The organism is Sorangium sp. So ce295 (genome assembly GCF_051527405.1).
GTDB classification, from domain to species: domain Bacteria; phylum Myxococcota_A; class Polyangia; order Polyangiales; family Polyangiaceae; genus Sorangium; species Sorangium cellulosum_B.
This window is the reverse complement of the sequence record NZ_CP150324.1, coordinates 12,039,186-12,052,936: the sequence shown is the minus strand read 5'-3', so window position 1 is coordinate 12,052,936 and position 13,751 is coordinate 12,039,186. Positions and strand designations below refer to the sequence as shown.

Below are 13,751 nucleotides of genomic sequence, written 5' to 3'. Positions count from 1 at the left end.
TTGCGCCTCTACCTGCAGCAGCGCGCGAGATGTTCGACCCCGGGCCTGCCCCTCCGAGGCATCGAGTTCCCGGGGTCGACCTCGCGTCCCTGGCACGATGCCGCGAATGGCGCCCAGCGCGTAACTGAGAGAAGTCCCGTGGCGCCCTGAGGTCTGGGCTCACTCATCTTCCAGGTCGATCCGCCCGAAGCGCGGGTTGACAACCGTGTTGTGCGCGCTGCCAAACGTGTACGTGAAGGAGAGGCTCGCGGTGCTGGTGAAGTTCGTGGGTTGCTGCGCAGTCTCGAGCAGCAGCTCCTCGTCGGTGATCGTCCGCCCCCGCAGGTTGATCAGGTCGCGCACCCACGCGAACTGGCCCTCGATCGAGGCGGTCAGGCCTTCGAACAAGCGCACGCTCAGCGTGAGCCCCGTGCTCATCCGGTACAGCTCGGGGTCGTCGAGGAACTCGTTGACCTGGCCTATCCACTCCACGCTGCCCCAGGTGTTGTTCATGTCGATGATCATCGACAGGGCGTGGTAGGGCCGCTGCTCGTGGCGCAGCCCGGCCGTGTTGTCCTCGATGTAGCCGTTCGCCCAGGCCCCGACCTGGTAGATGAAGCGCAGCTGCCGCGTCGCGCTCTGGTGATACGGGAAGAGATTGACCTCGAAGACCGGTCCTCCATGCATGTGCCAGCGGTAGTTCTCGAACTCGTTGCCCACCGCCGTGTAGATGGCCCCCAGCGCGAAGTGCCTCCCGATGGAGTGGGCGTACAGCGCGCGGCCGTCCCATTCGTACACGTCGCCGAAGATGCGGTCGCCGTCCTCGAGGCGGTAGCTGCTGAGGCTGCGCGTGTAGCCTCCCATCAGGCGCACTTTCGAGTGCTCCGTGATGCGTCGCGCGGCGGCGCCGCCGCCGGCCTGGACTCGGTAGTAGCCGCTGCCCGCCTCGGCGGATCCCCACGCAGCAGGCGCGAATACCCAGTAGTTCCACGGATCGTAGAGCGAGCTCAGCGCGAGGTTCTCGCGCTGCGGCAAGCCAATCTTGAACGCCTCGCCGTGCGGCGTGCTCGCCAGCTCGGTGAAGAGCAGGCGGAGGATGAGCTGTAACAAGCGATCGCGCGCGTCGTGGGCCGGGGCGCCCGGGGACGAGAGCACGGAGGCGGGCGGACGGGACTCGAACGCTCGCCCCGGAGCGCGCCGCGCGAGCGTCGCGGTCCAGTGCTCACCGCCGTTGCCAGCCGGTTGCCTCACGATCACGAGCGCGATGTCGGCGAGGTAGACGTCGCGCACGAAGTCGAAGTAGCTCAGCTGCTGGCGCAGGTAGGGATCGAAGCAATCCTCGCTGCAGCTCAGGAACAGGCGCGGGGGGGTTCCGGCGAAGGCACGGCGCGGGGCGCACAGCCACGTCGCGACCACCGCCAGCGCGAGCAGGAGAGCCCTGGAGAGCCGGATTGGACGCGACATGCGGCTGGGGAGTATCACGCCGGAAAATCCTCGCCTACCTCCTCATATCGCGGCGGCAGCGGGCCTTGCGCAGCGCTCCTCGATGCGGCCGTAGTCGAGCTTCAGCTGGCGGTCTGCCAGGTGGAAGTAGTGATCATCGTGGGTGATGACGAGGACGGCTTTGCCGCGCGCTTTGAGGTCGGGCAAGAGCTCGGTGTAAAAGACGTCCTTGAAGATGGGGTCCTGGTCGGCCGCCCACTCGTCGAAGACGTAGACGGGGCGGTCTTCGAGGTAGGCGACGAGCAACGCCAGGCGCTTCTGCTGGCCGCGCGAGAGCTCCGTGGTGGAGAAGACGCCGCGCTCGACGCGGACTTTGTGGGCGAGCTCGAGGCGAGCGAGCAGGGTGCGGGCGCGCTCGTCGAGGTTCTCTGAAGAGATGCCGAGCAGGTTCTCGAAGAGGTGGAACTCGGAGAAGACGGCGGCGAAGCGCTGGCGGTGGCGCTCGCGCCGCTCGCCGGAGACGAGCTCGCCGTTGACGAGGATATGGCCATCTTCCGGCTCGTACAGCCCCACCAGCAGCTTGGCGAGGGTCGTCTTGCCTCCGCCGTTGCCGCCGACCAGGAACACGACCTCGCCGCGCTTGAGCTCGAGATCGATGGGGCCGAGCAGGAAGGGATCTTCCTCGCCGTCGCGGCGGTAGCGATGGCTGACCTGGCGCAGCGTGAGCCGCTCGAACGCGCGCTCCTGAGCGAGCTCGCCAGCCTGCCCGCGCCCCTCACGCCCCGCGTCCTCCGCGTCGGCTCGCGGCGCGGGCGGGAGCTCTTCGAGGCGCTCGAGGGCGATGCGGGCCTGCGAGAGCTCGGGCACCGCCTCCACGAGCACTTCCATGGGGTGCATCATGTACAGGAACATCAGCGCGTAGGCCGAGCGCACCGGGCCGTCGACGTTCATCAGCGGCGAGATGACGAACAGCACGACGCCGATCACCACGAAGAACAGGAAGCTGCCGATGCTGCCCGCGCCGACGAAGACCAGAAAGCCGCGCGTGCGCTGCTTTCGAACGGAGTTCACGGAGCGCTCCAGCACGTCGCGGAGGAACGCCTCGCGCCGCGCGCGGCTCAAGTTGAGCTCCTTGGCGCCGTCGATCAGCGCCCGGAAGTGCTCATACAGCTCGTCCTCTTCGTCGCGGGCGCGCGACAGGTGCCGGTGCCCGCGCCCCACGAGCGCCAGGTGGAGGCAGGCGCCGGCGAGCACCATGCCGATCGCGAACAGGAACAGTTGCCAGGAGAGGATCGCGAGATATCCCAGGCAGCCGAGGACGATGGCGCCGTGCACCAGGAGCTTCGGCACCGTGACGAAGAAATGCGCCACGCGCTGCACGTCCTCCACCAGCACCGCCAGCCAGCGCGCGCCGCCGTGGGCCTCGATCTCGCGAAAAGGAGCCGTGGCCATGCGCCGGCAGACCTGCTGGCGAAGCCGCGCGAGCGTGCTCTGGCTCAGCTCCGCGAACCTCGCTTCGGACCAGATGCGAAAGACCAGCATGCCGACGCAGGCGGCCGCGAACATGAGCCCTAGCGACAGCAGCTCGCCAGGGCTCGCCTCGAGCGCGCGGTTGATCAGCGCGGTCAGGGCCGCGCCGAGCAGCCCGCTCAAGACGCTGGCGGCCAGCGCAGCGACGAGCGTGGCGCGGGAGGCGTGAGCGAGAGAGAGCAGTATCCTCATGGCGTTCGGAGCTCGGGCTGCCCATTGCGCCGCGGCGGATCGAGGGCGAACACGCCTTCGCGCGCGGCCTCCAGCGCGCCCTGGGGGGGAGGCGGTACGGGGATCTCTTCGAGCCTTCCGGCCGAGAGCTTCAGGCAGCGATCGGCCAGGTGGAAGAAGCGGTCATCGTGGCTGATCACCAGCACGGCTTTGCCGCGGGCCCGCAGGGCGGGCAGGACCTCGGCGTAGAAGACGCGCTTGTACACGGGATCCTGATCGGCGGCCCACTCGTCGAACACGAGCACCGGCCGGTCCTCGAGGTAGGCGATCAGCAGCGCCAGACGCCGGCGTTGCCCGCTCGACAGGCGCGTGGTGGAGAGCGCACCGTCGCGCACCGTCACCTTGTGCGCGAGCCCCAGCGCGCCGAGGAGCGCGTTCGCGCGGTCGTCGACGTCGACCGCGTCGATGCCGAGCAGGGCCTCGAACAGGTGAAAGTCAGAGAATACGGCCGAGAAGCTCTCGCGGTAGGCGCTCCGGGTGCTCGCGTCGATCGGCCTCCCGTTGTGCACGATCGCGCCTGCCTCGGGCTCGTACAAGCCGACGACGAGCTTGGCGAGGGTGGTCTTCCCGCTGCCGTTGGCGCCGACCAGGAACACCAGCTCTCCGGGCCGCAGCTCCAGATCGACGGGCCCCAGGACGAAGACGCCGTCCTCACCCTCCCGGCGGTAGCTGTGTTGCACGCCGGCGAGGCGCAGGCCGCGGAACGGCTCGGGCGCCGGCGGCGCCGCGCTCGGCGCGAGCGCGGCGGTGTCCACCCCGAACGAACGCAGCCGGTCGAGCGCGACGCGTGTGCGCTCGAAGGCAGGGCTCGCCTGCGCCAGCGCGAGCAGGGGCACCAGCATGTAGAGCACCATCAGGGCGTAGCCGGAGCGCGCAGGTTCGGGCAGCGGGGCCACGCTGCCGAGCCCGAAGAGCACGCTGCCGATCACGGCGAAGAACAACGAGATCTGCCAGGTGACGGCCGTCGTGTGCAGCGACAGCCCCCGCGTCCAGAGCTGCCGCGCCGCGTCCGTGCTGCGGCCCACCACGTCCACCAGGAACGCCTCACGCCGGCGGGCGTTCAGGGTGAGCTCCTTGGCGCCGCTGAACAGCGCCCGAAACGCCAGGAAGACCCGATCCTCCGCGGCGCGCGCCTCACCGAGCAGCGTGTTGGCTCGGCGCTTGATGCGGCGAACGAACAGCGCTCCTCCCAGCATCACGAAGGCGCCGAGCACGAACGCCTGCGGGGACAGGACGAGCAGATAGCCGAGACACCCGAGCAAGACGGCCCCGTGGACAACGAGCGCGGGCAGGGTCACGAAGAAATCGGCGACCGTGCCGACGTCCTCGGTCAACAGCGCGAGCAGCCGCGCCGATCCCCGCTCTTCGAGCTCGCGATAGCGCGTCTCGGCCAGCTGACGGCTGGCGAGCACGCGGAGGCGCGCCAGGGTCCTCTCGCTCAGCTTGACCAGCTCGCCGTGCGCCCACCAGCGGCAAGCCAGCATCGCGAGGCTGATCCCCGCGAAGAGCAGGCCGTGCGTGAGGGGGGGGCGCTCGCTCTCCAGCGCCCGGTTGATCAGCGCGATCACCACGCTCACGCCCAGGCCGCTCAGCACGCTGCCCACCAGCGCGCTCGCCATCAGCGCTCGGGAGGATTTGACCAGTTGCAGCAAGAACCGTAGCAAGAGCCCGCCTCAGGTGATGAGTCCGCGCGGCAGCGGCGCTTCGGCCCAGAAACGCGGCGGCGGAAGGAAGCCCACCTCGATCGCGTGCGCGACGAAGCGCCCGAGCCACTCCCCCGACGACGCATAGTCGAACCCGCAGCGCGCCAGCGCCGCCAGGCTGGCCCTCCCGTCGATCGGCGCCTGATGCGTCTCGGGGTCTGCCGCTTGAGGCAGCACCAGCCCGAGAGACTCCTTGTCGCTGGAGAGCCGCTGGGCGCATCCTTTCAGGTCCTCGACCTCCATCAGCCGGAGCGGATACCCCGCGGCCTGCAGCACACGCATGACGTCGTAGTGCCTGACGGGGTTGGGCGTCTCGACGTAGTACGTCTGCCCGGCGCTCTCGCTGCTCGATCCGCGCGCGAGGCCGAGCGCGAGGATGGCGCGCGCGACGGCGTCGACGGGCGTGATCGGGATGTGGACCTCCGGCAAGTAGGGAGCGAAGCCGAGGCGCACACAGGCGCGGACGTAGCGGCTCGTGTAGTTCTGATCCGCGTTTTGCTGGAATGTCCCCGTCTGGCTGTGGGGGCCGATGAAGCCCACGCGATAGGCCGTGGCCGGGATGCCTTCCGCCATTGCCTGGCGCAAGATCACCTCCGCTCGGTACTTCGACTCGCTGTAGGCGTCGAGGAACACCTGCCCTTCCTGGAGGTGCTGTTCGGCGAACGCTTCGACGCGGGGTCGCCCCCTGAAGTAACCGACGACGCCGACGGTCGAGACGTGATGCAGGTGCTTGGGGCAGCCGTATCGGCTGAGCTCTATCAGCGACTCGACGAGGCCGACGTTGATCGGCAGCAGCTCGCGGAGCTCGCCGCCGTTCACGTTCCCCGCCACGTTGAACATCGCGCCATGTGTCTCGGCGAGCGCGTCGTAAGCACGTCCGCTCAGGCCGAGGTGTCGAGCCGTGACATCGGCGAGGAGGACGCGGAGCCGCTCGCGGTGGGGCGCGAGCTCGACTTCGGGGAAGAACCAGCTCCATTTGTCCTCGAGCGATCGCCGCGCCCGCTGCTCGCTCTCCCCTCGCAGCAGGCAGCTGACGGTCGCGCCGCTGACCAGCAGGTCATGCAGCAAGTGAATGCCGAGGAAGCCGCTGGCGCCGGTGAGCAGCACGTTGCCCGGAGGGCCGGCGAAGCCCGCGGCATGCCTCGTTTCGCGCGTCGTGTTCGTCATGGATCACTGTGCCTTTCGCGATTCGCCGACCTGCGGCCCGGCGAGCGACCCTTCTTGCGCGCGCTCCGCGAACCGGGCGAGCTCGCTGGCCTCGAACAGCGCCCGCAGGGGCACGTCGCGCCCGGTGCGACGCCGCAGCCGCGCGACCACTTGCACGCCGAGCAGCGAGTGGCCGCCGAGCTCGAAGAAGTCATCGTGCCGCCCGACGCGCTCCAGCGTGAGCACCTCGCCCCAGATCTCCGCGATCGTCTGCTCGAGCGACGTGAGCGGCGCCACGTAGTCTTGCCGCGCACCCTCCGCGTCCAGCTCGGGGTCCGGCAGCGCCTTGCGGTCGAGCTTGCCGTTCGCGTTCAACGGCAGCTGCCCCAGCACCACGATGTGCGACGGCACCATGTAGCGCGGCAGCAGGCGCGCCAGGTGCTCCTTGATCTCGGCGGCGCGCGCCTCGCGCTCGGCGGCGGCCACCACGTACGCGACGAGCAGCTTGCCCTGCGCGCCGTGCTTGGCGACGACCACCCCCTCCTTGACCGCCGGATGCTCGCGCAGCCGCGCCTCGATCTCACCGAGCTCAACGCGGTAGCCGCGGATCTTGACCTGGTGGTCGGCGCGGCCGACGAACGCGAGGCCTCCGTCCGGCTCGAATCGCACCAGATCCCCGGTGCGATACAGCCGCTCGCCGGGCGCTTCGGCGTAAGGATTCGGCACGAACGCGCGCGCCGTGTGCCCGGGAGCATCCATGTAGCCGCGCCCCGGGCCGATCCCGGCGATGCACAGCTCACCCGTCGCGCCGAAGGGCACGAGATCCAGGTTGGCGTCGAGGACGTAGAGCCGGTTGTTGTCCGTCGCGCGCCCGATCGACAGGTGCAGGCGCTCCTCGATGGGCGCCTCGATCCGGCACAGCGCCACGTCGTCGGCGCACTCTGCCGGACCGTAGGCGTTCAAGAGCCTGATCTCCGGATACCGCTCCCGCCAGCGGCGCGCGAGCTGCGGCGACATCGCCTCCCCGGTCGTGATCATCCAGCGCAAGCTCGGCAGCGGCTGCGGCGGCTCCGACAGCATCGCCTCGATCAGGCTCGGCACGCTCTCCAGCACCGTGATCCCGGTCGCCTGCACGTGCCGCAAGAGCGCCGCCGGATCGTGCGCGATCGCGTCGGGCACGATCTCCAGCCGCGCGCCGCACGCCGGCCCCGTCAAGAGCTGCCACACCGAGATGTCGAACGCCGCCGACGCGGTCTGCGCGATCACGTCCTCGTCCGTCAGCCCGAGGTCCGTGACCTTGCCCAGCACGTTGTTCAACATCCCCGCGTATTCGACCATCGCGCCCTTCGGCTCGCCCGTCGAACCCGACGTGTGGATCACGTACGCCACGCTCCTCGGCCCGGCGTACGGGGCGTCGGAGAGCGCCGCCCACTCGCCCTCGACCGTCGCAGAGGGCACCCACGGCTCCACCTCGGCAGCGACGCCGGCGTCATCGAGCGCCGCTCGCAAGAGCCGCTCGGTCGCGGGCGAGCAGAGCACGACCCGGGTCTTCGCGCGCACCAGCGTGCGCGCCAGACGCTCCGGCGGGTGCGACGGATCGAGCGGGACGTACACCGCGCCCGCGCGCAGCGCGCCGATCGCGAACGCGAGCAGCTCCAGCCCGCGCTCGACGAGCACGCCGACCCGCCCCTCGAGCGGCACACCCCGCGCGCGCAAGCCAGCCGCGACTCGCGCCGAGCGCGCCTCGAGATCGGCGTACGTCATGCTCTGCCCCACGCAACGAGCCACGACGCGGTCGGGCGTGTGGCGGGCGCGGTCGACGACGAGCGCGGAGTACCCGCGCTCGTCGCGCACGCGACGCGCGGGCCCCCGCCCGTGCTCGAGCAGGGCGCGACGCTCGGCCTCGGACGCGCGCGCGAGCTCCGACAGCGGCCGATCGAAGCCCGCGATCAGCGCGCGCAGCCAGCGCTCGAGCTCCGCGAGCAGGCGCGCCACCGTCGCGCGCTCGAAGAAGCGCTCGTCGAACGACAGATCGAGGGCCAGCTCGCGCCCGGGCAGGATCATCACCGTCAGGGGGTAGTTCGTGTGCACGCGCGACGTACCGGCGCGCACCCGCAGGTTCTGGGCGTGCGGCAGCACGGAGCTGTCGAGCGGCACGTTCTCGTACACGAGCAGGCTATGAAAGAGCGGATCGCTCTTCGGGACCGCGCTCAGCGCCTGCACACGCACGAGCGGCAGGTGCTCGTGCTGGCGCATCTCGACGTTCTGCTCGAGCAGCGCCTGCAGGAACGCCGAGACGCGCACGCGCTCGTCGGGCAAGCTCAGGCGCAGAGGGATGGTGTTGATGAACAGCCCGACGGCGCGCTGCAGCTCCGGCAGCTCCGGCGGGCGGCCCGCGACGGTGACGCCGAACAGCACGTCGCGACGGCCGCTGTAACGGCTCAGCGTCATGGCCCACGCCGCTTGCAAGAAGGTGTTGGTCGTGAGGCCGTGACGTGTCGCCAGCTCGGTGAGCGCGCGCGTCTCCGCCTCGGACCACGTCGAGCGCACCGCGTCGATGCGCGAGACGCCCGCCTCCGGCCCCGGCGCGCGGTCGAAGGGCAGCGGCGTCGCTTCCTCGAAGCCCGCGAGCACGGCGCGCCAGTAGCGGGCCGCGGCTTCCGGGTCCTTCTCCTCGAGCCAGGCGATGAACTCACGGTAGGACGGCGCCGCGGGCCCCCGCGGCGATTTGCCGTCGAGCAGGTCCTGGTAGATGGCGCACACGTCGAGCCAGACGAGGCTCCAGCTCCAGCCATCCATGATGATGTGATGGTGGCTGATCACGAGCTCGTAGCGCGCCTCGCCGAGCTGCACCAAGCGCAGCGCCCAGAGCGGCGCGCGGCCCATGTCGAAGCCGCGCTCACGCTCGAGGCGAAGGAGCGCCGAGAGCCGCCGGCGCTGCTCCGCCTCGTCCAGCCCGCGGTAGTCGAGCTGCTCGAGAGGCACCGGCAGGTCGCGCCGGATCACCTGCAGCATCCTGCGTTCCTGCCGCCACACGAACTGCGCGCGCAGCGAGGAGTGACGGCGCGCCACCTCGGCCCAGGCGTCGGCCAGCTTGGTCGCGTCCACCACGCTGTCGAAGTGGTAGTGGTCCTGCATCAGGTAGATGCCGGACCCGGGCTCGAGCAGGGTGTGCAGCAGCATGCCCTGCTGCATCGGGCTCAAGGGCAAGACGTCGTCGACCTCTCTCCAGTCGAGGGCGAGCTCGTCCAGCGCGGCACGGTCGAGGCGAGCGAGCGGGAAATCACTGGGCTCGACCGCCCGGAGCGGCTCGACGTCGGCCTGGGCCGCGAGCTCTTCGAGCTCGGCGCACAGGTCCCGCCCGAGCGCAGCGACGGTCTCCTCGCGGTACAGCGCGCGCTGGTAGACCCACGACAAGCTCAGACGGCCGTCGACCAGCGCGGCCTCGAGGCTCAGCCACGCGCCCGGGGCGCCGGCGCTCACCGGCCCTGCCGCGAGAGCGCTCGGCCGGAGCAGCCCTTCCGGAGGGGTCTCGTGCTGGAGGAAAGAGAAGGCCGCGCGCGGCCATGCAGCGTCCGCGATCGCGTCCGCCACGTCGCGCGCGGCCAGGTACTTCGCGACGCCGTAGCCGAGCCCGCCGCCCGGCACGCTGGCGAGCTGCTGCTTGACCCTCACGACGCTGGATACACCGGAGGCGACGCCGCGCATCTCGGGCCGCAGGCGCACCGGGAAATGGCTCGACAGCCAGCCCACGCTGCGGCCGAGCTCGACGCCCTCGAAGGGGCGCGACGCGCGTTGACGCTCGAGCGCGACGACGATCGAGCTCTTGCGCCCGTGGCGGCAGAGCACGCGCGCAAAGGCAGCGAGCAACACGTGCTCCAGGCTGACCCGGCGCGACTGGCAGACACGATCGAGCAAGGTCGCGAGCAGCGCGGCGTCGAGCTCCACGCTCAGGCCCGCGAGCTCCGCCGAGCGCTCGGCGCCGTCGTGATCGCGGGGGAAGGTCTCCGAGCGCGCGTCGAAGAGCTCCGCCCGCCAGTGGTCGAGCTCCGCCGCGAGCTCCGGGCCGGCGGCCTTTTGCATCAGCGCCTCGGCCCAGCTCGCGAGCGGGCTCGAGCGGCCGATCAAGCTGGTCCGGTCGCCCTCCCCGTCTCGAAGCAGCGCCCCGAGGTCGTCGGCGAGCACCTGCCAGGACATGGGATCGACGACCAGGCGATGCACGACGAGCACCAGGCGCTGGGCGCCGCCGAGCTCGACCAGCAGCGCGCCGAGCAGGCGCCCCTCCTCGAGGCGCAGCCGACCGCGGGCGGCGTCGATGCGGGCCGGCAACGCGCCTGGGCCGGCGAGCGCGCAGCGCTCGAGCAGCGGGGCCTGGGCCCAGCGCTCATGCAACACATCGACCGGCACGTACACCTGGCGCACGCTGCCATCCGCGCTCCTGGCGAAGGACAGACGCAGGGCGTCGTGCTGCTCGACGAGCTGGCGCAGGCAGCGCTCGAGCCGCTCGGGGTCGAGCCGCTCGCTCGGCTCGAAGATGCGCCACTGGCTCTGGGCGTCCGGCGCCGCGCCGTGCTCCGCGAAGAACCAGCGCTGCGCGGGCGAGAGCGGCAGCTCCGCGTCGAGCGACCTGCCGGCAGGGCCCACGAGGCGCTCCGCGGCGACGAACGCGGCGAGCGTCGCGACGGTGGGGTGCCCGAAGACGTCGCGCGCGGTGAGCTGGAAACCTTGCTGGCGCGCGAGCGCCACGACCTGCAACAGGACGATCGAGTCGCCGCCGAGCTTGAAGAAGTTGTCGTGCACGCCGACACGCTCGACCTTGAGGATCTGCCGCCAGACGTCGGCCAGCCGCGCCTCGAGGTCATCGCGAGGCGCCACGTGCTCGCTCGTCGCCTCGCGCGCGGGCTCTGGCAGCGCGGCGCGGTCGATCTTGCCGTTCGGGGTCTGCGGAAAGACCGGGAGCGCCACCCAGTGCGCCGGCTGCATGAACTCCGGCAAGCGGCTCGACAGGTGCTCGCGCAGCCGCTCCTCGAGGCCGCGAAAGGCGTCCGCGTCGCTCGCCACGGGGCGAGCCGCGGGCACCACGTACGCCACGAGCCTCCCCTGCCCCGGCAAGAGCTCACGCACGGCCACCGCCGCCTCCGCGACCTCGACGTGCTCCAGGATGCGGGCCTCGATCTCGCCGAGCTCGATGCGGTAGCCGCGCAGCTTGACCTGCTGGTCGACGCGCCCGAAGAACTCGAGGGCGCCGTCGGGCCGGAAGCGCGCGCTGTCGCCGGTGCGGTACATGCGCTCGCCCGGCTGGCCGTGCGGGTCGGGCAGAAAGCGCTCCGCCGTTAGCGACGGGCGCCCGAAGTAGCCGCGCGTGATGCCCTGGCCGGCGATGAAGAGCTCTCCCGTCGCGCCGATCGGCGCGAGCTCCAGCGCTGGATCCACCACGTAGGCGCGCATCGTCTCGATCGGCCCCCCGATCGGCACCGGGCCGGCGTCGCCGGCGCGCAGCCGCCACGCCGTGCTCCACACGGTGCCCTCGGTCGGGCCGTACTCGTTGACGAGGCGCACCTCCGGCAACGCGTCGAAATGACGCCGCGCGAGCGCGGCCGGGCACGCCTCGCCCGCGACGATCACGCCGCGCACGCGGGTCGAGCCGAGCTCGCCGAGCAGCTGCTCGTAGAACGACGGCAGCGTGAGCAGGTGCGTCACGCCGCGCCGCCGGATGAGCTCGACGATCGAGCTCGCGTCCTTGTGCTCGCCGTCCTCGGGCAGGCACAGACGCCCCCCGGAAGCGAGGGTCCAGAAGATGCCGGCGACGGAGCTGTCGAACGACACCGACGAGAGCAGAAGGAAGCACTCGAGGTCCCAGTCGTAGAACCCGAAGCGAGCGCGGGTCGACGCCACGGCGTTCTCGTGGCTGACCATCACGCCCTTGGGTTTGCCCGTCGACCCCGAGGTGTAGATCATGTACGCCAGCCGGCTCGGCGAGCCCTCCGCGCGCAGCGCGCCGCCCGGCGCCCGCCACACCGGCGAGCCCTCCGCGAGGGAGATCGGCTCGGCGTCGCCGAGCTCCGGCGCTTCGCCCTCGGGAGCGAACACGAGCACGCGCCGCACGCGCGCGTCCTCGACCATCATGCGCAAGCGCTCGGCGGGATAGCTCGGATCGAGCGGCAAATAGGCCGCGCCGGCCTGCAGGATACCGATCAGCGCCACGATCAACTCGCATGAACGCCCGGCGTACACGGCGACGACCTCTTCCGGGCCGACCCCCTTCGCGAGCAGATAACGCGCCACCTGCTGCGCGCGCCGCTCGAGCTCGGCGTAGCTGAGCTCGACGTCGCGGTGGACGATCGCCGGTCGCTCGGGGTACCGGCGCGCCGCCGCCTCGAACAGCTGGTGCAGGAGACGTGGCTCGCTCGTCGGGCGCGTGGGCCGTCCGACGAGCTGCTCGAGGAGCCGGCGCCGCTCGGCCTCGCCCAGCAAGGACACGCGGTGCAAGGGCCGATCGAGATCCGCCCCGATCCCGCCCGCGAAGGTCGCGAGCTGCTCGGCCCAGACCTCCACCGTGGCGCGCTCGAGGACGCCCTCTCGGTACAGCAGGCGCACGACGGTCCCCTCCGCGTCTGCCACGAGCTCGAGCCGCAGCCGCTCCAGCTCGGCCGGGTCGAGCTCCACGCGCGTGCGGTGCCGATCACCCGCCGAGCCCGCGAGCTCGCGGTAGCTGAAGCCGAGCGCGTAAGACGGCAGCCCCGCGGCGTGCGCCCAGTACGAGGACTCGACGAACGCCTCGCGCCAGGCCAGGCACTCCGCGAAGGACACGTGCGCCGTCGTGAAGCTCTGACGCAGGCTCGCCGCCGGGTCGAGCGCGCAGGACACGGGGATGCGGCGCGCGAAGCGCCCGAGCGCGCCTTCCAGCTCCGCCTCCTGCTTGTCGGCCACGACAGCGATCGTCACGTCGTTTCGGCCGAACGCGCGCGCGGCGAACGCGGCCCAGATGCAGAACAACGCGTCCCGCGCCGTCACGTCCAGAGCGCGGCCGACCTGCGAGAGCGCCGGACGCAGGCGCTCGAAATCGAGCTCGACCACGCCGACCGAAGGCTCTGCCGCCGCGCTCCTCTCGAACGGCAGCGTGGCGGCGAGCGCGTCGGCCCGCTGCCGGCTCGCCCAGAAGCTCTGCGCCTGGCGGCCCCAGTCGCTCTGCAAGAGCTCGTGTTGCCACTCGGAGTAATCGACGTACTGGAACGGATCGCCGTCCGTCTCCTGACCCTTCAAGGCGGCCTCGAGCTCCGCCAGCAGCGCCTCCATCGAGCTCTCGTCCAGGCGCGAGCTCGGCGCGAGCACGCACACGTCGCTCCCCCGCTCGGAGTGGCGCACCGAGACCGACAGCGTGGCGCCTGCGCCTGGATCGGACGGCGCGAGCGCCGGTGCGCTCTCGGAGTCCTCGTCGAGGGCAGCCTCGGTGAGCCGGTACGTCGGGACCGCGTCGATGACTTGCAGCGGATGCCCGAGCCCAGCGACGTCGCGGAAGACCGTGCGCAAGATCTCGTGCCGAGCGCACACGCGCTCCAGCGCGGCGGCGAGCCGTGGCAGCTCGACCCCGCCATCGACGCGGCGCGTGCCGCGCAACGTGAGCGGGCGGCCTAGCCGCCGCTCGGCGTCCACGGCGTCGGCCTGCTGGCGCGAGAGACGAAAACCCTCCGACTGCTGCTCTAGCTCGTTCATGACATT

The 13,751-nt window shown here is 71.2% G+C and carries 5 protein-coding genes; all 5 read right to left on the bottom strand.

The annotated features are described in order from the left end of the window. Nucleotides 1-159: 159 nt before the first annotated feature. Genes WMF11_RS45755 through WMF11_RS45735 form a run of 5 tightly spaced genes read right to left on the bottom strand, consistent with a single transcriptional unit; the run spans nucleotide 160 to nucleotide 13,745 of the window. Complete coding sequence (locus WMF11_RS45755) at nucleotides 160-1,443, bottom strand: hypothetical protein (RefSeq protein WP_437975225.1); 1,284 nt, start codon at nucleotides 1,441-1,443, stop codon at nucleotides 160-162. Between the two features lie 42 nt (nucleotides 1,444-1,485). Next, nucleotides 1,486-3,144, bottom strand: a complete 1,659-nt coding sequence (locus WMF11_RS45750) for a cyclic peptide export ABC transporter (protein WP_437975224.1) — start codon at nucleotides 3,142-3,144, stop codon at nucleotides 1,486-1,488. Continuing rightward, nucleotides 3,141-4,835, bottom strand: coding sequence for a cyclic peptide export ABC transporter (locus WMF11_RS45745; RefSeq protein ID WP_437975223.1), 1,695 nt, complete (start codon nucleotides 4,833-4,835; stop codon nucleotides 3,141-3,143). Before WMF11_RS45745 ends, WMF11_RS45750 begins: the two co-directional genes overlap by 4 nt. A gap of 21 nt (nucleotides 4,836-4,856) precedes the next feature. After that, nucleotides 4,857-6,053, bottom strand: coding sequence for an SDR family oxidoreductase (locus WMF11_RS45740; RefSeq protein ID WP_437975222.1), 1,197 nt, complete (start codon nucleotides 6,051-6,053; stop codon nucleotides 4,857-4,859). A 3-nt stretch (nucleotides 6,054-6,056) separates the two neighbouring features. Then, a complete protein-coding gene (locus WMF11_RS45735) occupies nucleotides 6,057-13,745 on the bottom strand; it encodes an amino acid adenylation domain-containing protein (protein ID WP_437975221.1) in 7,689 nt (2,562 codons plus the stop codon). Nucleotides 13,746-13,751: the final 6 nt, after the last annotated feature.